The following is a 22,661-nucleotide window of genomic DNA, read 5'->3' as shown; positions in this document are numbered from 1 at the left end:
GAGAAACCGATGCTCAAAGTGCTGCTCTTTTGCCTGCTCCTGGTGGTCTGCTGGCCGCTGGCTGTGGCAGCGCTCCTTCTGTATCCGTTGATCTGGCTGGTGCTGCTGCCGTTCCGTCTCGTGGGGATCGTCGTGGGCGGAACGTTCGACCTCATCGCCGCGCTGTTCTTCCTTCCGGGCCGCATGCTGCGCGCGCTCTAGGTGAGCCGAGGAGGATGGCGCAACAAGCAAACAGCAGATCCCTCCACTTCGCTTCGCTCCGGTCGGGATGACATTTGGGGGATAACTATTTCAGCGACAGGACATTAGTCTTCGCTCTCAGGTGCTTCGCCGGCGTCTTCGAGAGCGCTCTCATCCACTTCGACGTCCCACTCGCGCAACACCTTATATATAGTCCCGGCGGAGAAGCCTGCGCGCATCAGTCGTCCGGTTACGCGAGTGGCTTCTTTTCTCGCGTTTGCGCCGCTGGGCTGCTTGATGCGCTTGCGGGCGATGTACTCGCGGGCGAGGGCGACCTCGTCCACGTCTTCGTAAGCTTTTGTGAGTGTGGTGGCGATCAGGTCTTTGTGGACGCCCTTTTGCGCGAGGTCCTGCTGGACGCGGCGGCGGCCGTACTTCTCGTTCTCCTTGCGGAGGCGCGTGTAGTCGGCGGCGAAGCGCGTATCAGAGAGATACTTCAGCTCTTTCAATCGCGCGACGACGCGGTCCATCGCGCGTTCGCCTGCCTCGCCCTCTTCGGCGCGGGCGCGCATCAGGCGTTTGAGATCGCGCACGGTGCGCATCTTGCGTGCAAGAGCCCCGACGGCGTATTCAAACAGCTCCGGTTCACGCAGCGGCTCGCGCTTTTTCTTCGCTCGTGCAAACGCCATTAGTTTGTGCCTGCGTACTTGTTGGTGTGGGTCCAGCGGTCGCACCAGTCGCCTACGATGTCGTGCCAGAGTTGCGAGTTCTGCGGCTTGAGCACCCAGTGGCCCTCGTCGGGGAAGTAGAGCATCCTTGAAGGCACATGGAGCTGCTGCAGCGCGGTAAAGAGCTGGAAGCCCTCGCTGGTGTCGAGCCGGTAGTCGCGCTGGCCGTGGATTACGAGGGTGGGGGTCTTTGCGTTCCTGATGGCGAGCATCGGCGACCACTTGAGGAAGGGGTCGGATGCGGCAGGGCGGTCGAAGTAGCGCCACGGCTGGCCGGGCTCGGTGTCGCCGGGAGCGCGGAACTCCCACTCGTTGAACCAGAGCTCTTCGGTGGTTCCGTAGGCGGACTGCGGGTTGAACATGCCGTCGTGGGTCACGATGCAGGCGAAGCGGTTGGTGTGGGTCAGGATCCAGTTGGCCATAAAGCCGCCGTAGCTGGCGCCGAGCGCGCACTCGCGGGTCTTGTCGATGAAGCCGTAGTGCTGCTCGGCGTAGTCGAGGCCGCGCATCAGGTCAATGTAGGGCTTGCCGCCCCAGTCGCCGTTGACGCCGTCAACGAAGGCCTGGCCGTAGCCGGTCGAGCCGCGAGGGTTCACCATGACGACGACGTAGCCGCCGGCGGCCATCAGCTCGGGGTTCCAGCGATAGCTCCAGGCGTCTCCCCAGGCTCCCTCCGGGCCGCCGTGGATGAGGAACTTCAACGGATACTTCTTTGCGGGATCAAAGTTTGGCGGACGGATGAGGAAGGCCTGCACGGTCGTGTTCTCGGCTCCCGCAAACGTGAAGCTCTCCAACTTTGGCAGATCGAGCCGCGCCAGTAAAGCGTCGTTCAGGTGCGTCAGCCGGACGACTGCTGCGCCGCCGCGTCCCTGCGCGTCGAGCGCGATCGAAGAGACCGCGGTCGGGCTTCGCACCGTCATCATCGAAGTCACAAGCGTTCTTCCATCGTGAGCAAGCTGCAGCTCGCTGTACTCGGCAGAGCTTGCAATCGCTGTTGCTTCGGGGAGATCGATCTCCGCGGAGAGAATGTTCACCTGCCCCATCTCGCCGCTGGTGAAGTAGATTGTTCTGGAGTTCGGCGCCCAGATAAACTCATCGACCCAGCTGTCGAGCCTCGGCAGCAAATCCTTTGTTCCCTTCGTCTGGCGGTCGAACGCCATCAGCCGGAACCGGTCGCTCTCATATCCAGCCCGCGCCTGCGACCGGAAGGCGAGCCACTTGCCATCGGGCGAATACGCCGGAGCGTCGTCGCTCCCCGGCGAGGTCGAAATCTTCATCGGCCGCGCATCGGCATCGTTCAGACGCAGCGTGAAGATGTCGTTGTTGGTCGAGGCTGCAGGGATGAGATCGAGGTTCGTGACGTAGGCGATCTCCTGCGAGTCCGGAGCCCAGGCGTAGCCGGTCGGGCCACCGAGCGAGAAGACAGGGGCCTCGGCCTCGCCGATATCGCGCCGCGGCGTCAGGTCGCGAACGGTGTTGCCGTCGGTTGCGCTTACTACAAGCACGTGGCTCCGCTTTCGCCCTACGTAGTTGTTCCAGTGGCGGTAGAGCAGATGATCGAAGACCATCGCCTTTACGGGGCTCTTCGCGGCAGCCTCGTCTTTGCGCTTGTTGCAAGTGTCCTCGTCCAGCCACGAGGCCTCGTCGCTGCACTCCGGATAGACGCGCGAGACAAACATGATCCGCCGGGAGTCCGGCGACCAGATCGCTCCGTCGGCCTCAGTGCTTACATGCGTGAGCTGTCGCGGCGTTCCCAGCTTGCCTTCGCTCTCGTTCCAGTCGGCGAGAAATATCTGCGACTGGCCCGTGGCGGTCACGGTTGCGGTGAAGAGCACCTGTTTGCCGTCCGGAGAGAAACGGCCGCCGCTCTCGCCGTCCTTCCATAGGGTCAACTGCCGCTCGCGCTCTTTGCCGTCGAGCGGAACCACCCACAGGTGGGAGGTCCTGGTGTTGGCGGCGAGGTCGACGTCCACTGCCGAGAACATCACCCACTTGCCGCTGGGAGAGATCCGCGGATCGCTGATACGCTTTATGGCCTGCAGATCGGCGAAGGTCATCGGCCGCTTTGCAAGGGGCGTCGCACTCTGTCCAAACGCGGCACTACTGAGGGTTAACGCGGTCAGCCAACCAGCTAGTCTTCTCATCGCGTCAGTCTACTCAACCGCACCCGTGGCCGTCACTTCTCAGGCCACTTCACCCATCACTCCCTCAGGTCTTGCGGCGAGAGACGCTGCTGCGGGAAGCCGCACCACGACCGCCGCTCCGTGCGGGTGCAGGTTGAAGGCGCTGATCTCGCCGTTGTGCTCGCGAACGATGCCATAGCAGATGCTCAAGCCCAGCCCCGAGCCCTCGCCGGGCTCGCGTGTCGTGTAGAACGGGTCGAAGACGCGGCCCGGCTCGCTGAAGCCTGGCCCCGTGTCGCTCACAATCACCTGCACGGCGCGGGCGTCCTGGCCGACTGCGACCCGAATGGAGTGGCCTCCGCTCTGCCTAGGGCCGTCGCTGGAGGCGATGGCCTGCGCGGCGTTGTTGAGCAGATGTTCCAGCACTTGTCTCAGGCGGTCGCGGTTGCCTTGAACGTCAGGCACAGTGTCCTGGGCCTGCACGACCAGCTTCACACCCCGGGCTGTCAACTTCTCCTCGCACGCCACCGCCAGCTCGCGCACGAGCTCCGTCATCGCGACGGCCTCCTCGCGGTTCACCGAGGGCCTCCAGAAGTTGAGCAGGCCTTCGACCGTCTGGCGCATCCGCCTGGCCTCGCGCAGGATCGTCTCGGCGTCCTCCTGTACGTGGCGCTGATCGGCCGACTCGGCGATCAGCTCGGCGAAGCCCATGACCGCCGTCAGCGGATTGTTCAGCGCGTGCGCCATGCCGCCAGCCAGCAGGCCCAGACTGGCGAGCTTTTCGGCGCGCAACAGCCGCTCGGCCAGTTCGGCGTTCTCCATCGCGCGGCCTACCTTCACGGCCAAGGCCTCAAGTGGAGCAAGCGCCTCTTCCACTAGCCCCCTGCGGATGGAGAGCATCCTGTCCGCGCCGACCACCAGCGCCCCGACGAGCCGCCGCCCGGTAGTGGTTCCGATGGGCACAACGATGGCGCGTCCCAGTCCGGGCCGCTCCTGCTCCGCGCCGAGGACCACAGCGCGACTCTTGCGTCCCACACTGATTCCGCGCCCCAGAGACTGCCTCAGCGCCGTGTCCGGCTGCGTGGAGCGCTCCGTCTCCCTCTCTGTCTCGGCGAGGCCCGCGGCCCATGTTTGCAGCGCTTCGAGGACAGGCTCCTCCATGCCAACGGAGCCTGCGACGTAAAGCCTCGCCTCGGCGTCACGAACCAGCATGGCGACACGGCGGAAGGGGCTTCTTTCGGCCACGTTGCTGCACACTCTGCGGCTTAGCTCGCCGAGATCGCCGTCCGGGCCGGGCCGCACGTCGAGATAGGCGTAGGCCTCAATCTCCTCGCGAACCCTTCTCTCGCGGCGTCTTTCGGCCAGGAGGTTCTTTGTCCTCTGCGACATGGCCACAAGCCACAGCGCCAGTCCTGCCGAACCGATGCTGCATATCCAATGCAGCTCGGCCATCCTTCGCATCTCACTGAGCCCAGCCGACATGACCAAACCTCCGCCTTTCGCGTCTATTCTTGAAAGGGACGGGCCGCGGGTTCCGGACGAGTATAACCCTGTACCCTCTCCCTGGAGTTCTCCCGATGAAACTGCTCTCTGTCGTCTCCGTTCTCGCCCTCTCTCTTGTCCCCCTATCGGCGGCTCCGGTCGGAGCCTTCGCGGCTGTCGCAAATCCATACGCGGCGGCCGGGGGACAGGACCCCGCGGGCTTCGGTCCGCTCGACCCATCAGCCCCGACCGGGCTCACTCCGGAGCAGATCATCCAGAAGTTCGGCGCGCGTGAGAGCGAGTTCAACCGCGCCCGCGACAACTACATCTTTCGCCAGACCGTGAAGGTCAACACCATCTCCGACGACACGGGCAAGCCCGATGGCGAGTACCTGCAGGTCACAGACATCCTCTTCGACAAACAGGGCCGCCGCGACGAGCGCGTCGTCTTCGCCCCCACCAACACGCTTGAGCGAGTCCAGATGTCCCCTACGGACTTCGACGAGATCGAGCACCGCATCCCGTTCGTGCTCACCACGGAAGACCTGCCCCAGTACGACATCAAGTACCTCGGCCGACAGAAGGTCGACGATCTCGAAACCTACGTCTTCGACGCCGGTCCCAAGACGCTCGAAAAGGGCAAGCACTACTTCCAGGGCAAGGTCTGGGTAGACCAGCAGGACTTCCAGATCGTCCTAATCAATGGCAAGACCGTTCCACAGGACACGCGCAAGGGCCACGAGGACCTTCAACCACCCTTCACGACCTACTACGAGCAGGTGGACGGCAAGTACTGGTTCCCCACCTACAGCAAGGCCGAAGGGATCCTCCACTTCCAGGGCGGCGATGGCTACATGTCCCAGGACGTCCACATGCGCAACATCATCAAATACACGGACTACAAGCAGTTCCGCGCTACCAGCCGCATCATCTACAACGGGCAGGACATCACCAACACCCGCGAAGACAACAAAGGCAACAACCAGCCGAAGCCTGCGGATACTTCACACTAAGGTTTGCTTACTGCGTTGCCTTACGACTCGATGCGCCGGCCTTCGTCACAGGGCTGGCTGATGCGAGGGGAGGCGGTGCGGTGGACTCGCGGACGATCAACTCCGGTTCCACGTAGACAAGGTCCGTCGTCGTCTCGCCGGCCAGTTTTTTCAGCAGGAGCTGCGCGGCGGTGAGCCCCATTTTCTGCAGCGGCTGGCGAATCGTGGTGAGGCTGGGGACCTGGTAGGCCGCCGACTGGATATCGTCGAAGCCCAGGACGGAGACGTCCTGCGGAACGCGCAGGCCCGCCTCATGCAGCGCGCGGATGGTTCCCATCGCCGAGACGTCGTTGAAGCAGAGGACGGCGGTGAAGTGGTGGCGGCTGCGGATGAGGTCACGTATGCCGGGGTAGCTGATCTCCGGCGAGTGCGAGTCCTTGGAGAGGTAAATCTTCAGCTCCTCGCGGACTTCGATGTCGAACTCGCGGGCAGACTCCAGGGTGGCGTCCCAACGGGTGTCTGAGTCGGAGCTGAAGGGCTGTCCGTGCATGAACGCGATGCGCCGGTGGCCAAGCTGATGCAGATGGCGCAGCGCAAGCCGGGCAGCGAGATGGTGGTCGAGGATGACGTTGCTGACTCCTGGGAGGGAGGTGTGTCCGGCGACGAGCACGGCGGGCAGAGGCAGCGGAGCGTCGAGGTGCGTGTCGATGGCGATGATGCCGTCAACTCCGCGCGACTGCAGAAGGCTGGGGTAGGCCGCGATGAGGTCCTTGCGGTGCCGGTGGTGGACGGTGAAGTAGAAGTAGTCCTTCTGCATCAGCAGCTCGCCGACTCCGCTGAGCACCTGTGAGTGGTAGCCCTCGCCCAACTCCGGCAGCAGAACGCCGATGGTCTGCATGCGCTTGCCCTGCAGGGTTCGCGCGATCATGCTCGGCCGGTAGTTGAACTTGGCGGCGGCGGCCTTGATGCGCGCGCGAGTGGCTTCGGGGATGGAGCGGCCGGGCGTGTTGTTCAGGACAAAGGAGATCGTCGAAGGGCTGAGGTCCAGGTACTCGGCGAGCGTCTTGAGGCTGACCGGGCGTTCGCGTGACTGGGCAGGAGGCTTTGGCATCGGCAGGCAGTGACGACGGAAAATGAAAATCTGTTTTTAGAGTATCCACATTGAGGCAGCATCGGGCGACCTATTTTCGTGAGGAGCAGAGGTCTGCAATACACGGGCGGCCACTTTCGCCGCTGTTTCTAATGCTCCCGGAATTGATTGGACAAAAAGACAAACGCTTGTCTAAACTTGTCTACACTTAATCTGGCCAGCCGGTGCTTCCGCTCTACATTCGGGGGGAATTGGCGCTCAGATACTTTTGCCCGTGTTTCCTTTCTCGAAGAACGGTTGGTGAGGGGGCCACGAGATGGAGTCCGTCGGATGTCCTTGCTGCATTCGTTGCGCCCTGCCCTGACTCGCAGGTTAACCGCCGGCAGTCTTTCGCTGGCTCTGCTGGGCGGGTTTACTGCTCTGCCGGCAGAGACGAGAACCCATACCACCAGCAGCCGGACGAGCGATGCCGAGGCCGAGGGGTTTGTCGACGGCCTGATCGGTAAGATGACGCTCGAAGAGAAGGTGGGGCAGATGAGCCAGGTGGCCCTGAATACCCCCGACGGCGCAACGCGGGACGAGCGCGTGTTGAAGGGCGAGGTGGGATCGTTCCTGTTCGTGACCGACCCGAAGGAGATCAATCGGCTGCAGCATCTGGCGGTTGAGAAGGGGCGGCTGCACATTCCGCTCATCTTCGGCTTCGATGTCATTCACGGGCTTCGCACGATCTATCCGGTCCCGCTGGCGATGGCGGCCTCTTGGGACCCCGAGCAGGTGGAGACGGCACAGCGCATGGCCGCGCGCGAGGCCAGCTCGGTGGGGATCAACTGGACGTTTGCCCCGATGGTGGACATCGCGCGCGACGCACGCTGGGGCCGCATGATGGAAGGCGCAGGAGAGGACCCGTTTCTGGGCTCACGGATGGCCGCGGCGCAGGTCCGCGGATTTCAGGGGGAGAAGATCGGCAGCCCCGACCACATTCTCGCCTGCGTGAAGCACTTTGCAGGATACGGCGCAGCCGAGGGCGGGAGGGACTACGACTCCGCGAACATCTCTGACGAGCAGTTGTGGAACGTCTATCTGCCGCCGTACGCGGCTGCGGTCAAGGCCGGGGCCGGCTCGGTGATGACCGCGTATATGGACCTGAATGGCGTTCCGGCGACGGGAAACCGCTGGCTGCTACAGGACGTGTTGCGGGAGAAGTGGGGATTCAAGGGATTTGTCGTGAGTGACTGGGAGTCGGTGAAGAACCTCACGACGCATGGCTTTTCTGTCGACCCGAAGGACGCTGCGGTGCGCGCGGCAGACGCAGGCGTGGATATGGAGATGACCAGCGGGACCTTCCGGGACGACCTGCCGGCTGCGGTGCGGCAAGGGTTGGTGAAGGAGTCGACCATCGACGAGGCCGTGCGCGACATCCTGCTGACGAAGTACAAGCTTGGACTGTTCCGCGATCCGTATGTCTCACCGGAGCGGTCCGCCGCCGAGCTTGTGTCGCAGGCGCAGCGCGAAGCTGCGAGGACTGCGGCTGAGCGCAGCGCTGTGCTGCTGCGGAACGAGGGCAATCTGCTGCCCCTGAGGGGCGCGAAGTCGATTGCGGTGATCGGCCCGCTGGCGGACTCGAAGCCCGACACGATGGGCTCGTGGAGCCTTGCCGGGCATCCGGACGACACCGTGACGGTGCTCGAGGGAATCCGCAAGCGGTTCGGTGCGAGCGCGACGGTCAACTCGACCACGGGGGTGGAGATTGAGCGGGCCCAGCCGTCGATCTTCGACGGGCAGTTTGAGAGCCCCAAGCCGACTCTTACGACCGATGGCCAGCAAGAGACTGAGTTTCACCACGCGATCGACCTGGTGAAGCAGTCCGACGTCGCGGTGCTGGTTCTGGGCGAGTTGCAGTCGATGAGCGGCGAACGGGCCTCGCGCTCCTCGCTGACGCTGCCGGGACGGCAGGAGGAACTGCTCGAGGCCGCAGTGGCGACAGGCAAGCCTGTCGTGCTGGTGCTGATGAACGCGAGGCCGCTGGACATTACGTGGGCGTCCGCGCATGTGCCGGCGATCCTCGAGGCATGGTATCCGGGGACCGAGGGCGGCAACGCGGTCGCCGCGCTGCTGGGGGGCGATGCCAGTCCGGGAGGCAAGCTGCCGGTGTCGTGGCCGCGCGATGCGGGCCAGGAGCCGCTCTACTACTCGCATAATCTGACGCAGATTCCCAACGATCCGGACACGCGCTACTGGGATGGATCGAGCGCGCCGCTGTATCCGTTTGGCTATGGGTTGAGCTACACGAGCTTCACGGTCGAGCGCCTGAAGACGAGTGCGGAGCAGGTCAAGTCCGGCGGCAAGCTCACGGTCTCGGTCGAGCTTCGGAACACCGGAGCGGTGACGGGCGACGAGGTTGTGCAGCTCTATACGCATCAGCGCTCGGGCAGCGCGTCGCGTCCGGTGCGTGAGTTGAAGGGCTTCCAACGATTGACGCTGAAGCCGGGCGAGCGCAAGACGGTTGAGCTGTCGCTCGATACAAACGATCTCGGCTTCTGGAGCCCGCAGACGCATCGCTGGTCGATTGAGCCAGGAGTCTTCGATCTGTGGGTCGGGACCGACTCGACCGCAAAGGAACACACGACGTTTACGGTTGTGCAGTAGTCGCTGCCTCGCCAGGAAGCGTTTGAGGAGGAATTTCATGTTGCTTCGCCGAATGCTGCGGACGATTGCCGCCGCGCTGATCGTCCTGCTGGCTCCGCTCAAGCTCACCGCGCAGTTTGCCCACACGCAGGGCAGCGAGATTGTCGACGGCAGCGGAAAGCCGCTCTTCCTCCGGGGCACAAGCCTCGGCAACTGGTTCGTGACCGAGGGGTATATGTGGAGCTTCGATGGAGGGCCGCAGTCCTCGCGCGAGATTGAGGCGCTCGTGACGGAGCTGCTCGGACCGGACAAGGCCGAGGAGTTCTGGAAGCAGTACCGCGAGAACTACGTGACTCGGGCAGACATTCACCTGCTCCATGAGGCGGGATTCAACTCCATCCGCATCCCGATGCACTACAAGTATTTTGAGAGCGACGACTCCGAGGGCTTCCGCTTGCTGGACCGAGTGATCAGGTGGAGCCATGAGGAAGGGCTCTATGTCATCCTCGACATGCACGCGGCTCCGGGCGGGCAGACGGGCGCGAACATCGACGACGGCTACGGGTATCCGTGGCTGTACGACAGCCCGAAGGAGCAGGCCCACCTGACCGCGATCTGGCAGCGTCTGGCGCGGCGCTACAAGGACAACCAGACGGTGATCGGCTACGATCTGCTGAATGAGCCGATCCCGCACTATCCCGCGCTGCGCCCGCTGAATCCGAAGCTTGAGCCGGTGTACAAGAAGCTGACGGCAGCGGTGCGGCAGGTCGACAGCCACCACATCCTCTTCCTCGGCGGCGCGCAGTGGGACACGAACTTCTCTGTCTTCGGGCAGCCGTTTGACAGCAACACGGCATACACGCTGCACCAGTACTGGATGCCGGTGGAGCAGAAGGCCGTTCAGCCGTACGTCGATTTCCGCGACAAGTACAAGGTCCCGCTGTGGCTCGGTGAGTCGGGCGAGAACACCGACGAGTGGATCGCCCAGTACGTCGCGCTGCTGGAGAAGAACGACATCGGCTGGGCCTTCTGGCCGTACAAGAAGATGGAGAAGACCTCAGCCGTTGTCACGGTTATGCCGCCCGAGGACTGGGACAAGATCGTCGCCTTCGCCAAGCTGCCGCGCGGACTTGGCCAGGTGGAGGATCGCCTGAAGGCCAGGCCCGATCAGGCGACGATCGATCGCGCCTTCGCGGGGTTCCTCGAAAACATGAAGCTTGAGCACAGCCACGCCAACGCGGGATACCTGAAGGCACTTGGCCTCAAACCCGTGTCGGTGTCGCAATAAATCAGGAGACTGAATGATCTCGAAGTTTACGAAGCTTGCTCTTGCGATGGCCATGCTTCCCCTGCCATCGTTCGCACAGAAGGATGCCTCACTCTGGTTGACGAACCCTGATCGGTCAGCGCTTCTGCAGCTGCAGACTCCGTCCATCCCGTTCACGAAGGCCGCCGCGGCCGGTCTCACCATCGACGTCGATGAGACGAAGAAGTACCAGACGATCGACGGCTTCGGGTTTGCACTTACCGGTGGCAGCGCGCAACTCATTGCGCACATGGATCCGGCGGCGCGCGCCGCGCTGCTCAGGGAACTGTTCACCGGCGACGGCGATGGCATCGGAGTCAGTTATCTGCGTGTCAGCGTAGGCTCGTCCGACATGAACGACCATGTCTACTCCTACGACGACCTGCCGCAGGGAGAGACCGACCCCGACATGGCGAAGTTCAGCCTCGAGCCCGACCGCGCCGATGTCATCCCCGTTCTCAAGCAGATTCTGGCGATCGATCCGAAGATCAAAATCCTCGCCTCTCCGTGGTCCGCTCCGCTGTGGATGAAGACGACCGGTGTCGCTAAGGGAGGCGTGCTGAAGCCGGAGTACTTCGACGCGTATGCGAAGTACTTCGTGAAGTACATTCTGGCGATGCAGGCTGAGGGAATAACGATCGACGCCCTCACGGTCCAGAATGAGCCGCTGAACGAGAAGAACACACCCAGCATGCTCATGCTTGAGTCCGAGCAGGCCGACTTCATTGAGAACCATCTTGGCCCCGCGTTTCAAAAAGCAGGCATCAAGACCAGGATTGTTCTGTACGATCACAACCTCGACCACCCGGCCTATCCTCTCTCCATCCTCAAAGATGCCGGAGCAGCCAAGTACGTCGATGGAACTGGATTCCATCTCTACGGCGGCACAGTCGATGCCATGACGCAGGTGCATGATGCCTTCCCGAAGAAGAATATGTACTTCACCGAGCAGATGGTTACGGATCGTGGCAGTGACGCCCCGCTGAACATTGCAAGGCCGGAGGCCCGAATCGTGATCGGAGCCACGCGCAACTGGAGCAGGAACGTGCTGCTGTGGAACCTCGCGGCCGATCCGCAGTTTGGGCCGCATACGAACGACGGCGGATGCCCCGTATGTCAGGGTGCGATCACCATCGACGGCAGCCGTGTGACTCGCAACATTGCGTACTACACAGTCGCGCACGCGTCGAAGTTCGTGCCTGAAGGCTCGGTTCGCATCGACTCGAGTAACGCCGATGCGTTGCCGAACGTCGCCTTCGTCACTCCACAGGGCGCGAAGGCCTTGATCGTGGCGAACACCAGCAACTCGCCGAAAGAGTTCAGCGTGCGGTATCACGGCGAGATCTTCTCGACCTCGCTGGGCGCTGGCTCGGTTGGAACTTACGTCTGGCGGTAGTGGCGATTGAGGACAGCGTGAGGGCGAAGGGCCTGAGCGAATCGTTTCAGGCCCCTTCGTTCGCTACTTCCGATGCCCTTCGACCAGTTTGGGCAGCTTGCGGTTGTGCGTCGCCTGCTCGTAGGCGTAGGCGTAACCGAGCAGGTCGCCGTCCTTCCAGCGGACTCCGGAGATCTCCAGCCCGAAGGGAAGTCCGTTCGAGTAGAAGCCTCCGGGGACGGAGACTGCGGGAACTCCGATGCGGTTGATCCATCCGGTTTCGCTGTAGGGGCCGGCCTTCGACGCTCCGGGAACGGTCTCGTCGTAGGTTGGAATCTGAAGCGCGGGATAGACGAAGCCATCGAGGCGCCACTTTTTGCGCGTCTCCTCGTAGATGGAGAGGGCTTCGCGCTGGGGGCCGTAGAAGTTTGCTTCGGCGTCGGGGTCGGTCTCGAGGCTGCGCTGCGTCATGTCTCCGTCGGTGTCCTTGCCGGGGCGGATGCCGCCGACCATGAAGGCGGGAAACTTCTCGCCAGTGGCGGCTTCGTACTCGGCGACGGAGTGGTACTGCGGCGGGCCGAAGTCGCGCAGGAAGAGGTCGACGCCTTCGCGGCGATAGGGCCGCGTGTTCATCCTGCGAGCGACGGCGAAGAAGCTCTCGGGCAGAATCTCCTTGTCGATGATGACGGTGGCTCCGGCGGCGCGCATCCGTTCGATGGCCTTCATGAGGGCGGCGCGCGTCTCGGGGACGACTGCTCCGCCGAGCGGCGGAGCGTCCGGCCCAGTGCCGTAGACGTCAGGCGAGCCTTCGAGGACGAACCAGGGGACTGCGAAGCGCTTACCTTTGAGCGCGTCCTTCTTCAGGTACTTCGTGTACGGTCCGGGCTCGGCCTTCGCGAGCGAGTCCTTTGTCCAGGTGTCGAGCGGGTCTTCGGCCTGCATGACTTCGAGTGCGATGGCAGCGCTGGTGATGTCGCGCGTCAGCGGGCCGGTGTTGTCGCGCAGCCAGTCGAGCGGATGGATTCCGGCGATGCTGGTGAGGCCTCGCGTCGGGAGGAAGCCGACGAGGCTGTTGTTGGCCGCGGGCTGGCGGACGGAGTTCGCGGTGTCGGTTCCGGTTCCGAGGACGGCGAAGTTGGCGGCGACCCCGGTCGCGGTCCCGCCGGAGGAGCCTCCGGGAGAGAAGCGGACGTCGTAGGCGTCGCCGGTGCGTCCGCCGGCGGTGCTGATGTTGGTGTCGCTGGCGGCGAAGTCGGGCATATTGGTCTGGCCGAGCAGCACGGCTCCGGCGGCCTTGAGGCGCTGGACGATCATGGCGTCGCGCGGCGAGACGAGCTGTTTGCCCGGAAGGGTGTAACCCTCCCAGCCGGCGCTGGTCACCCAGCCTTGGACGCTGGTGTTGGCCTTGATGAGGATCGGCACGCCCCAAAGCGCTCCGTGATGTGCCGATGGCGGCTCGCCGTCCTCTGCTGCGGCGGTGCGGAGCGCGGCTTCGGCGTCGAGGTAGAGAAGCGCGCGATAGGTTCCGTCGTAGCGGTTGATGCGGTCGAGGTACCAACGGGTGACCTGCGTGACGGTGTAGCGATGCTGCGCGTAGAGCTGCTCAAGCTGCGGGACGGAGACCTCCATCAGGTCACGGTCGATTGAGCTGGCGGGCTGGCTGGTCTGTGGGTTGGTTTGGGCGGCGCAGGCAGCTGTGAGGCATCCGAGCAGGAACGCGTGTGGCAGGGCATGTGGTCTGTGCATTCAGGACAGCGTAACAGGCCTGGTGGTACCCCCCTCCCCCCTTAGTTTTTGTAAATTCTACATTTTCAATCGTTTAGCAAAATTTGGCTTGCTAAAATATTGAAAACAAGTTAGTTACCGGTAAAATCTTTATTCTAAAAGAGATATAGGCCGGGACTTTTTGTCCGGCCTCTATTCTCTTTCTGGTCTGGTTTCATTTTACAAGACTGACTGGAACTGCTCTGCCACTTGTAAAGTCTTTGTTTTGCGTTGGATGAGTGGTCTGGGGGGTTGACAGGCGAATTTGCTGGAGCTTTGAGCAAGTTTTGCGTAAGTGATTGTTTGGGAATGGGATGGACTTCTTTCCCGCCCTTGTTGCGATGAGACTGCGTCAAGGACGGGGCACCTGGGCAGTTGCGGCTAATTGGGGAGCGGCAACAGCAAAGGCAACCGCAACCGCAACAGCAACAGAAGCAGAAGCAGCAGATCCCCTTCGGGGATGACAACTAAGAACGGCAACAGCAAAAACAAAAACAAGGGCAACGGCAACGGCAACGACGAACGCAAAGGGCGCAACGGCAACGCAAAGGGCGCAACGGTTACGGTGGTCGCGATTGCTGTGGCGCATTTGGGGCTGGTGGTTGCACTAGACTTGGTTTAGGCGTTGCCTTTGCGAGGTGGATTGTCTGTCGCGGGTGGTGCCAGGTCTTCGAAGATGGGAATTGGATGAATCTGTGGCTCTTCCGTCGAAGCATCATGCTTGTTCATGCTGCTGCTTTTGTTCTGTTGGTGTGTGGTGCTCCGGCCTTTGCGGCTGATTCGCAGGGGAAGGCGAAGGGTGAGGGGACCCACCCATTGAAGGGCCCAGCCAGGAGTCCGGCGAAACGTCAGGCGGAGAGCAAGATGGTGATCGCGTACCTCTTTCCGCAGAACACAGCGATCGATCCGAGTACAGTTGCGGCGCGCAAGGTGACGCGGATCAACTACGCGTTTGCGAACCTGAAGGACGGTGAGATGGTGGAGGGGTTTCCGCATGACGCGGAGAACCTCGCGGCGCTGAATGGGCTGAAGCGCGACAATCCGGCGCTGACGGTGGTGGTCTCGGTGGGTGGGTGGACGTGGTCGGGGAACTTTTCGGACATGGCGCTGACGCGGCGGTCGCGGGGGAGGTTCATCGACAGCGCGGTGCGGTTTGTGGAGAAGTACAACCTCGATGGGGTGGACATCGACTGGGAGTATCCGGGGATTGCCGGCAACAATAACAAGTTTCGCCCGGAGGACAAGCAGAACTACACGCTGCTGCTGATGGAGCTGAGGCAGCGGTTCGACCGCGAGGGGAGACGGCTGGGGCGGCATCTGGTGACGTCGATTGCGACGGGGGCGTCGCATAACTTTCTGGCGCACACGGAGATGGCGAAGGTGCAGCGGTATGTCGAGACGGTAAACCTGATGACGTACGACTACTATCTGCCGGGGATCGACAAGACGACGGGGCATGATTCTCCGCTGCTGACGAACGCGGCCGATCCGAGGCACGTCTCGGCGGATGACTCGGTGAGGGCGTTTGAGGAGGCGGGAGTTTCGGCAGGCAAGATCGTGCTCGGCGTGCCGTTCTATGGGAAGACGTGGGGTGAGGTTTCGAGCGAGGACCATGGGCTGTTCCAGCCGGGCAAGGCGGTTCCGGGGTCGCATTTTTCCTACGGCGATGTGCAGGGCCTGCTGGATGACGGCTATGTGAGGTACTGGGACACGGAGTCTGCGGTGCCCTATCTGTACAGCGAGCAGGCTCATATCTTTATCTCGTATGAAGATCCAGAGTCGGTCGCGAGAAAGTGCCAGTATGTGACGGAGAGAAGGCTGGGGGGAGTGATGTTCTGGGAGTACTTCAACGATCCTTCAGGCGCGCTGCTGGATGCGATCGATGCGGGGCTGCATGGCGGCGAGACGCCGCGTGCCGAGGGGCGATGAAGACGCCGGTCAGGCGGCGGTTTGCAGATCGGAGATGACCGTCTGGAGTTCGTTGAAGCGGTCGACTGAGTTGCGCGCGTACTCGCCGTAGCGAGGGTCGCTGAAGAGAGCGGGATCGATCGCTGTGGTGGCGTCGATCTTTGGGAAGGCTGTTCCTTGCACAACGGAGCTGGCCATGGCGTCCATGCCGTCAGCTATGGTCCGGCGCATTGCCGCGAGCTGGGGGTGGGTGATGAAGTCCAAGTCTGCCTCCTTGTGGAGGACGACGAACTGATTCCAGAAGAAGCCGACCGAAGTCAGCCCGGACTGGACGATCATTTGACCGGTGCGGCGGTGTTGTTCGCGATCGACGCCGAACTCGTAATCGATGAACTCTGCCGTGGTGCGGATGCCGGCGGCAGTCTTGCCGATCTGGTCGCGAAGCTGATCGGCCTTGTGCCGAAGTTCGGCGATTTCGCGGGGGAGGGGAGGTGTGGTTAATCGAAGGTAGTTGGCTTGGCCGCGCAGGATGCCGGCAAGGGCGGTGCGCATTTCGGTGACGGTGCGGACGGGCCAGAGGAGATCGAAGACATAGGCCATGACGATGAGAGCGAGCAGGATTCCTATGAAGCGGTCGCGCGCAGGAGCGAGTTCCGTCGGGGCGCTGAAGTCTTCAAAGGCTACGATGTAGAAGGCAAAGGCCATCTGAACGCCGACGTAGCTGAAGTGGCGTCCAGCGGCAACCCAGGCGCTCAGCAGCGCGACGGCGCCGATGAGCACCACGAGCGAGTTGAGGGTATCCATGTGAGGGAAGAAAGCGACTGTTGCGCCGAGTCCGAGGATGAGGCCGCCGATGAGAGAGCCGATGAGGCGGAAGAGCAGCTTCTGCTTGAGGGCTCCGCTGCTGGTGAGTGCAGTGACCATGACGGTCGTGACGCAGGTTGAGATTCCGGGCCAGTCGACAGCGTGATAGAAGATGTAGCAGAAGGTGGCGCAGAGGCTGACCCTGAGGGCGAAGGCGACGGTCTTCAGTTCTTTCCACTTGCCGGGGATAAAGACAGGGACCTTGCTTGAAGCGAGCGCGATGAGCTCGCGGTTGACTTCTGGGCCTTTCGCCGGCATGGAGAGAATGTCGTGAAGCGTTGTATCGACGCGCCCGATCAGAGAAGTCGGATCAAGGACGCCATGTTCTTTCAGGGCTTCTACGGATGGCCTGAGATCGTCCTTGATGGCGCGGCAGATCGCGGCGAGATGGGCGCAGCGTTGTTGCAGCTCCGGATCGGTTACGGCCGGGTTCTGCGTAGCGAAGGCGGCTGAGACGTCCATGAGCTGTGCCAGCATAGTGAGGCGCACGCGGGTTCCGAAGGGCAGAATGCCGGGGTCGAGGTTACGGTCGACGATGGTGTTGTAGAGCTGCTGCATGTTGGTCTGCCCGCCGGAAGCGAGCCGGGAGACGGCGATGACGGCGGGAAGGGTTTGTTCGCTTGGCGCTCCCTGGGCGAAGAGGGAGAACATCGTTTCGAGAGCCTGGTAGCGAATCCTGCGCTGCTTCATCAGCTCCTTGACGGGGTCTTTGGTTCCGAAGAGGTATTCGACGGCTACGGAAACGGCGATCGCGAGGAGGACGGTGGCGACGATGTAGAGCGTTCGCTTGACCAGAAAATCCTGCGAGACGTTATGGTTCTCCCATAAGCCGATGAGAGTGGAGTAGATCAAACCGCCTGCGACAGCGAGAACCCCGACTGTCGTCGAGACCAGAAGAATTCCCACGATGAAGGCGACGACGGTGACGCTGAGGAGCCGCACGATGGGGTCGTTTTCCGATAAGCCGACGGCTGAGAGCGAGAGAGCAGCGGCGGCTCCGAGGGAGATGGACGCGAAGATGCCGGAGCGAAGCGAGACGGCGGGGGAGTCGCGGCCGACCAGGAAGATGAAGAACAGCCCGAGGGAGGCCTGCGGCATCCTGAGAGCCTGGAGCAGGATGAGCGTGATGATCGTGGTGAGAACGATGCGCAACGAGCTGCCGAGGCGTCCGGGTGTGGGCTGCAGATCAGCCCGGATACGGTCGACCCATGGGGAGAGGGCTGCAGGCCACGCGGAAGCGGTCTTCGCGGATGCGACGCTTTCGGACATACGTTACCTCACGACGGTGACGGCGGTTGTTCCGATGCGAAAGAGGATTGGGTCGGGGTCGTCGACGTGCACGCGGACAGGAAAGCGGGCGGAGAGATGCACCCAGTTGAGAGTGCGCTCGATGTTTGGCAAGCCGGAGGTGAAGTTGCCGTCCTCGGGGAGGACTCCGAAGCCGATGCTCTCGACGTGGCCATGGAATCGGCGGTCGGGGTGTCCCATGACGTAGACGTCGACGTGTGAGCCGAGGTGGATGTTCTTGAGCTTGGCCTCGCGGTAGTTGGCGATGACGTACCAGTTGCGCGTGTCGATGAGGGTGAACACGGGAGTTCCGACGTGCGCGTAGGCCCCTTCGGAGATGTTCAAGCTGGTGACATAGGCGTCGAAGGGGGAGACAACGCGGGTCCATGCGAGATTGAGGCGTGCGGTGTCGACGCGAGCGGCTTTGGCGGGGCGCTCGGCGATGAGGGTCTCGATGCGGTCGATGTCGTGGATGGCCTGTCCCAGCTGGGCTTGTGATTGAATTGCCAGAGTTCCCGCCTGGTCGTGGCGGAGAACAGCTTCGTCAAGCTGAGACTGTGCCTGAGTGAGAGCGGCCTGCGCCTCATCGTAGTTTCCCTGTGCTACGCGAACGTTGGTGCTGGCCTGGTCGACCTGATCGACGGTGACGAATTGCTTGGCGAGCAGGGGCTGCACGCGGTTCAGGTCGTTCTGGGCGTACTTGAGGCGGGCGGCGGCTGCGGTTTCGGCAGCCTGGGCCCTGGAGACGGCAGCCTTGGCGGTATCGACGCTGCTGCTTGCAGTCCGGACGCCTGTCTTCGATGTATGCAAGGCGGCCCCGGCGGCTGCAACAGCACTGTTTTGTGCGGCGATCTTGCGCCGCTCGTCGATGATCTGCTGCTCGAGCAGCTCCTGGTCGGCGAGCGCCTGCTGGAGGGCGTACTCGAAGGGGCGCGGTTCGATGACGAAGAGCAGGTCTCCCTTTTTGACGTAGGAGTTGTCTTTGACGTGGAGCTCGACGAGGCGTCCTTCGACCTCAGGTGCCATCAGGATGTAGTTGGCCCAGACGCTGGCGTCGTCAGTGCGCGGGTTGCGGTTGACCTGGTAGGCGGTGAGGAGCAGTGTGATTACTGCTCCGACGACGACACCGATGAGGATCCGCCGACCGAGTCGTTTGCGTTGGAGGCTTTCCGTGACCTGGTCCATGGTGTGTCCTTAGTGAAAGAAGATGAGCCAGAGGAGGCAGGCGAGCAGAATGACGACGCTGGGGTAGAAGAGTGCGACGGGCCCGATCTCGGCCTCGAACTGGTATCGCAGAAGTATGATGCGCAGGATAGACGCAAGGATGACGGCGATGGTGAGGCAGATGATCCAGACGGGAAAGAAAGAGCCGATGATGTCAAACGCAGGCGCGCGTCCGCAGCCTGTGCAGAGCAGGCAGAAGACTTGAGCGAGGAGGAGAGTTCTTCGAGTCATCGTGGGGGGCCGTCCTGAGGTGGGGTTGGTATCGTTGGTGTCGTTGGTGTTGTCGGTGTTGTGGGGACCGATGGATTCATTGGCGTCGTTGGGGTTGCTGGCGGTGCTGCCGTTGTGGTTGCAGGTGGAAGCGGCCGCAGGAGATTGCCGGTAGTGAATTCGAGATTGACGGCCTGGAGAAAGAGCTGCGAGCGTGCCGTGACGCTGGAGGAGCGGGCCAGAGCCAACTGCCGTTCCGCTGTCAGGACGTCGATGAGGTTCTTGACGCCATACTTATAGGCCTCGAGCGAGGAAGAGTAAGAGGCGTTGGCTGAGCCGAGCAGTGCGACGGCGGCCTGCTGCTGGCGCAACGCGGTTCGGAAGGCGATGTAGGAGGTCCAGACCTCGCGGGTGGCCTGGTCACGCTTGTCGCGCAGCTCGTCCTGAGCGCTGCGCTTCTCCGAGCGGGCGGTGGCGAGCTCGTTCTTGCGCGCGCCTCCATCAAAGATGCGCCACTGGACGGCCAGTTCGGCAGCCCACGTCGCCTGGTTGGCGTGGCCGAGCTGGCCGAAGTCCGCCGTGGGCCAGACGGAGGTATAGGCGGCGTCGGCTTTGAGGGTGATCGTAGGGAGATACTCGGACTTCGCGGCGCGGATGGAGGCGTCGGCGGCACGGATCTCGGCGGCCTGCGCCATGAGGTCGGGGCGGCCCGTCATGGCGCGGTCTATGAGCTGATCAATGGGAAGGGTAAGGGTGTCGGGCAGGGGAGCGTTTTTCTCACCCTCGATGGTGATGTTGGGCGAAGGATCGACGCCGAGCACCTCGGTGAGGGAGACACGCGCGATCTTCTCGTTGCCGTCGGCGGCTTCGAGATCGAAGACGGCTTGTGAGGTCTCGGCGCGCGCGTTGAGGACGTCCGGAATGGTGGAGCGGCCATTCTGCAACTGCGCTTCGGCGGCGTCTTGCGTGGTCTGCGCGGTCTTCAGGGTCTGCTGGGCGGCTTCGAGACGCTCCTGCTGGATGAGCAGATTGTAGTAGGCGCTGGCGACGGAGAAGGCGACCTGTTGATTGGCCTGAATGAAGTTGGCGCCAGCGGCGAGCTTCTCTGCGGTTGCGGCGTCGACCCTCCCCTCGCGCTTTCCGAAGTCGAAGATGAGGTAGTCGAGCGTGACCTCGGGCACGACGGACGGAATCTCGACCATGGTGTAGCCGCGGGGCGCAAGCGGCTTGGGAAAGGGATCGATGAAGCGCTCGTCGGAAAATGCCGCGATACCGGCAAGTATCGGGAAGTAGGCGCTCTTTGCGACTCCGAGCGCGTCGGCCCTCTGCTTGGCCTGCTCCCAGATGATGTGCGTGCGCGGGTTGTTGTGCTCGGCGATGTCGATCAGCTCGGCCAGGGTGTAGGGGTGGGCCGGGTCAATGGTTGCAGCAACATCGACGGGAGTCGAGCGTGCAGCGCAGTCGGCAGCGGCAGCCGGGGTGGAGGCGATTCCGGCGCACTGGGCGGAGGCTATGGCCGAGGACCGAAGGCAGGTGAGGGTCAGGAGAAGGAGGCCGAGCGAGATCGTCTGCTGACGATGCGATTTCCGAGCCGTTGTAGTGCAGTGTGTAACCGGGCTGAAAACCAATGCCTGTGTTAACACGGTCACTCTCCTGTGAGGAGTTGGTAAGGTGCATCATAGCCGCGTCCCCGAGAGGGCGTAAACATCGGAAAGATGAGGCAATAGCGCGGAGCCTTTGGGGGCGGCAGAGCCGTAGTGGTTGAATCAGTGTGAAAATTGCGTTTGTGCGATCTTCGCTCATTCTTCCAAGCGGGATGGGAGTGCCGCTGAAGAAAAATGGCCGACATCCTCTCGTGGGAGTCGGCCATTGATAGAGACTGCGTGAAGATTCGTGAGCTTTACATCTCCAGCGTGTTGTAAGCGACAGTGGTGAGGAACGGCTCGAATCGTCCGGTCGCTAGCTCGCGGAGCAGCTTCGCCGCCTGCTCGAACTTCGACGCGGCGTAGGCCTCCGCTCCCAGCGACTGCTTCGTTCGGTTGAGAACGGAATCGAGTGTCTGCTCGACGAACTCCAGCGTGATCTGCCGGCCATCGTCCAGATGGGCGCCGTAGCGTACCCACTGCCAAAGCTGCACTCGCGAGATCTCGGCTGTCGCGGCGTCCTCCATCAGGTTGTAGATGGGCACGCAACCGTTGCCGCGCAGCCACGATTCGATGTACTGCAGCGCGACGTCCACGTTGCGCTCGAGGCCGGCCTCGGTGATGTGGCCCTGCGGAAGCTCGAGCAGGTCTTTGGCGGTGATGCGCGAGAACTTCTCCTGTGGCGGCGTGATCTGGTTCTTGCCCTTCATGTACTCGTCAAACACCGCCCGAGCGATGGGGACCAGGCCGGGATGCGCAACCCAGGTTCCGTCGTGGCCTGCGCGCACCTCGCGGAGCTTGTCCTGACGCACCCGTTCCATGGCCTCTTCGTTCGCCTGCGGGTTGTTGCGAATGGGAATCTGCGCGGCCATGCCTCCCATGGCGTGGATGCCGCGCCGGTGGCAGGTGTGGATGAGGCGTTCGACGTAGGAGCGGAGGAAGGGCTGCTCCATGGTGACGACGCCGCGCTCGGGCAGGACGAAGTCGGGACGGCTGCTGAACTTCTTGATGAAGCTGAAGATGTAGTCCCAGCGGCCGCAGTTGAGGCCGGCGGAGTGGTCCCGCAGCTCATACAGAATCTCGTCCATCTCGAAGGCAGCCGGAATGGTTTCGATTAGAACGGTCGCGCGAATCGTGCCCTTGGGAATGCCAACGTATTCCTGGACGAAGAGGAAGACATCGTTCCACAGACGGGCTTCCTGATGGCTCTCGAGCTTCGGCAGATAGAAGTAGGGCGCAGTTCCGCGTTTGAGCAGCGTGCGGAAGTTATGGAAGAAGTAGAGCCCAAAGTCGAAGAGCGACGCCGAGATGGGAGCTCCGGCGACGAGGAAGTGCTTTTCCACCATGTGCCATCCGCGCGGGCGCACAAAGAGCACCGCTGGATTGGGGCCGAGCTGATAATGCTTCCCTTCGGGCGAGCTGTACTCGATGGTGCGCTGGTTTGCGTCGCGCAGATTGCGCTGGCCTTCGATGCCGTTGTTCCACGTGGGCGAGTTGGAGTCCTCGAAGTCAGCCATGAAGACGTTCGCGCCGGAGTTGAGCGCGTTGATGACCATCTTTCTGTCGGGCGGCCCGGTGATCTCGACGCGGCGATCGAGAAGGTCTGCGGGGATGGGTGCTACTGTCCAGTCCGCGGTGCGGATGTGTTCGGTCGCGGCAGGGAAGTCCGGAAGCTCCCCACGATCCAGCTTTGCCTGCTGGAGCTTCCGGTCGTTCAGGAGGCGCACGCGGCGAGCTTCGAACTGCTGATCGAGGACGTTGAGAAAGTCCCTCGCCTCGGGCGTGAGAATCTCGCGCTCGGAGGCGCTGTCGATGCTATCGATGATCTGCGTGGCTGTGCTCATGTGTCCTCTCTTGTTC

The 22,661-nt window shown here is 62.6% G+C and carries 17 protein-coding genes; 7 read left to right on the top strand and 10 right to left on the bottom strand.

From position 1 onward, the window contains the following. Nucleotides 1-9 precede the first annotated feature (9 nt). On the top strand, nt 10-201 hold the full coding sequence (locus tag OHL16_RS07825; RefSeq protein ID WP_263366557.1) for a hypothetical protein: 192 nt from the start codon (nt 10-12) through the stop codon (nt 199-201). A 104-nt stretch (nt 202-305) separates the two neighbouring features. On the opposite strand, the gene OHL16_RS07820 is transcribed toward OHL16_RS07825, so the two are convergent. The 3 genes from OHL16_RS07820 to OHL16_RS07810 are packed head-to-tail and all read right to left on the bottom strand — an operon-like array spanning nt 306 to nt 4,513. After that, on the bottom strand, nt 306-869 hold the full coding sequence (locus OHL16_RS07820) for a regulatory protein RecX (protein ID WP_263366556.1): 564 nt from the start codon (nt 867-869) through the stop codon (nt 306-308). Then, the gene (locus tag OHL16_RS07815) at nt 869-3,052 is read right to left on the bottom strand and encodes a dipeptidyl-peptidase 5 (RefSeq protein ID WP_263366555.1); all 2,184 of its coding nucleotides are present in this window, start codon (nt 3,050-3,052) and stop codon (nt 869-871) included. The genes OHL16_RS07820 and OHL16_RS07815 overlap by 1 nt, the downstream gene beginning before the upstream one ends. Nucleotides 3,053-3,091: 39 nt before the next feature. Further along, nucleotides 3,092-4,513 carry a sensor histidine kinase gene (locus OHL16_RS07810; RefSeq protein ID WP_263366554.1) on the bottom strand — a complete coding sequence of 474 codons (1,422 nt, stop codon included), beginning with the start codon at nt 4,511-4,513 and terminating at the stop codon, nt 3,092-3,094. Nucleotides 4,514-4,608: 95 nt separating this feature from the next. Here OHL16_RS07810 and OHL16_RS07805 point away from each other — a divergent pair, with 95 nt between their 5' ends. Further along, entirely contained in the window at nt 4,609-5,526 is a 918-nt protein-coding gene (locus tag OHL16_RS07805) for an outer membrane lipoprotein-sorting protein (RefSeq protein WP_263366553.1), read from the top strand. 7 nt (nt 5,527-5,533) lie between these two features. Here OHL16_RS07805 and OHL16_RS07800 read toward each other — a convergent pair whose 3' ends face one another. Further along, complete coding sequence (locus OHL16_RS07800) at nt 5,534-6,616, bottom strand: LacI family DNA-binding transcriptional regulator (RefSeq protein WP_263366552.1); 1,083 nt, start codon at nt 6,614-6,616, stop codon at nt 5,534-5,536. A 309-nt stretch (nt 6,617-6,925) separates the two neighbouring features. Between OHL16_RS07800 and bglX the strand changes: the two genes are divergently transcribed. The 3 genes from bglX to OHL16_RS07785 are packed head-to-tail and all read left to right on the top strand — an operon-like array spanning nt 6,926 to nt 11,922. After that, nucleotides 6,926-9,241 (top strand): beta-glucosidase BglX, encoded by a 2,316-nt coding sequence (gene bglX / locus OHL16_RS07795; protein ID WP_263366551.1) that lies wholly within the window; start codon nt 6,926-6,928, stop codon nt 9,239-9,241. Between the two features lie 37 nt (nt 9,242-9,278). Then, nucleotides 9,279-10,508 carry a glycoside hydrolase family 5 protein gene (locus tag OHL16_RS07790; RefSeq protein WP_263366550.1) on the top strand — a complete coding sequence of 410 codons (1,230 nt, stop codon included), beginning with the start codon at nt 9,279-9,281 and terminating at the stop codon, nt 10,506-10,508. Between the two features lie 13 nt (nt 10,509-10,521). Then, on the top strand, nt 10,522-11,922 hold the full coding sequence (locus tag OHL16_RS07785) for a glycoside hydrolase family 30 protein (protein WP_263366549.1): 1,401 nt from the start codon (nt 10,522-10,524) through the stop codon (nt 11,920-11,922). Nucleotides 11,923-11,985: 63 nt separating this feature from the next. On the opposite strand, the gene OHL16_RS07780 is transcribed toward OHL16_RS07785, so the two are convergent. After that, nucleotides 11,986-13,647, bottom strand: a complete 1,662-nt coding sequence (locus OHL16_RS07780) for an amidase (RefSeq protein ID WP_263366548.1) — start codon at nt 13,645-13,647, stop codon at nt 11,986-11,988. 478 nt (nt 13,648-14,125) lie between these two features. Here OHL16_RS07780 and OHL16_RS07775 point away from each other — a divergent pair, with 478 nt between their 5' ends. Both OHL16_RS07775 and OHL16_RS07770 read left to right on the top strand, forming a co-directional pair. After that, a complete protein-coding gene (locus OHL16_RS07775) occupies nt 14,126-14,287 on the top strand; it encodes a hypothetical protein (protein ID WP_263366547.1) in 162 nt (53 codons plus the stop codon). 65 nt (nt 14,288-14,352) lie between these two features. Beyond that, nucleotides 14,353-15,594, top strand: coding sequence for a glycoside hydrolase family 18 protein (locus OHL16_RS07770; RefSeq protein WP_263366546.1), 1,242 nt, complete (start codon nt 14,353-14,355; stop codon nt 15,592-15,594). A 9-nt stretch (nt 15,595-15,603) separates the two neighbouring features. On the opposite strand, the gene OHL16_RS07765 is transcribed toward OHL16_RS07770, so the two are convergent. The 5 genes from OHL16_RS07765 to aceB all read right to left on the bottom strand — a co-directional run bounded on the left by OHL16_RS07765 (nt 15,604) and on the right by aceB (nt 22,645). After that, nucleotides 15,604-17,706: an FUSC family protein gene (locus OHL16_RS07765; protein WP_263366545.1), complete on the bottom strand. Its 2,103-nt coding sequence runs from the start codon at nt 17,704-17,706 to the stop codon at nt 15,604-15,606. Between the two features lie 3 nt (nt 17,707-17,709). Further along, complete coding sequence (locus tag OHL16_RS07760) at nt 17,710-18,909, bottom strand: biotin/lipoyl-binding protein (protein ID WP_263366544.1); 1,200 nt, start codon at nt 18,907-18,909, stop codon at nt 17,710-17,712. Nucleotides 18,910-18,918: 9 nt separating this feature from the next. Then, entirely contained in the window at nt 18,919-19,179 is a 261-nt protein-coding gene (locus OHL16_RS07755; protein WP_263366543.1) for a YtcA family lipoprotein, read from the bottom strand. After that, nucleotides 19,176-20,801 carry a TolC family protein gene (locus OHL16_RS07750; protein ID WP_263366542.1) on the bottom strand — a complete coding sequence of 542 codons (1,626 nt, stop codon included), beginning with the start codon at nt 20,799-20,801 and terminating at the stop codon, nt 19,176-19,178. Before OHL16_RS07750 ends, OHL16_RS07755 begins: the two co-directional genes overlap by 4 nt. A gap of 257 nt (nt 20,802-21,058) precedes the next feature. Further along, on the bottom strand, nt 21,059-22,645 hold the full coding sequence (gene aceB / locus OHL16_RS07745) for a malate synthase A (RefSeq protein WP_263366541.1): 1,587 nt from the start codon (nt 22,643-22,645) through the stop codon (nt 21,059-21,061). Between the last annotated feature and the right edge of the window lie 16 nt (nt 22,646-22,661).

The organism is Edaphobacter bradus, assembly GCF_025685645.1.
Classification (GTDB): Bacteria; Acidobacteriota; Terriglobia; order Terriglobales; family Acidobacteriaceae; genus Edaphobacter; species Edaphobacter bradus.
Note: the sequence above shows the minus strand (reverse complement) of the source record. Positions and strands in the feature narration are given on the sequence as shown.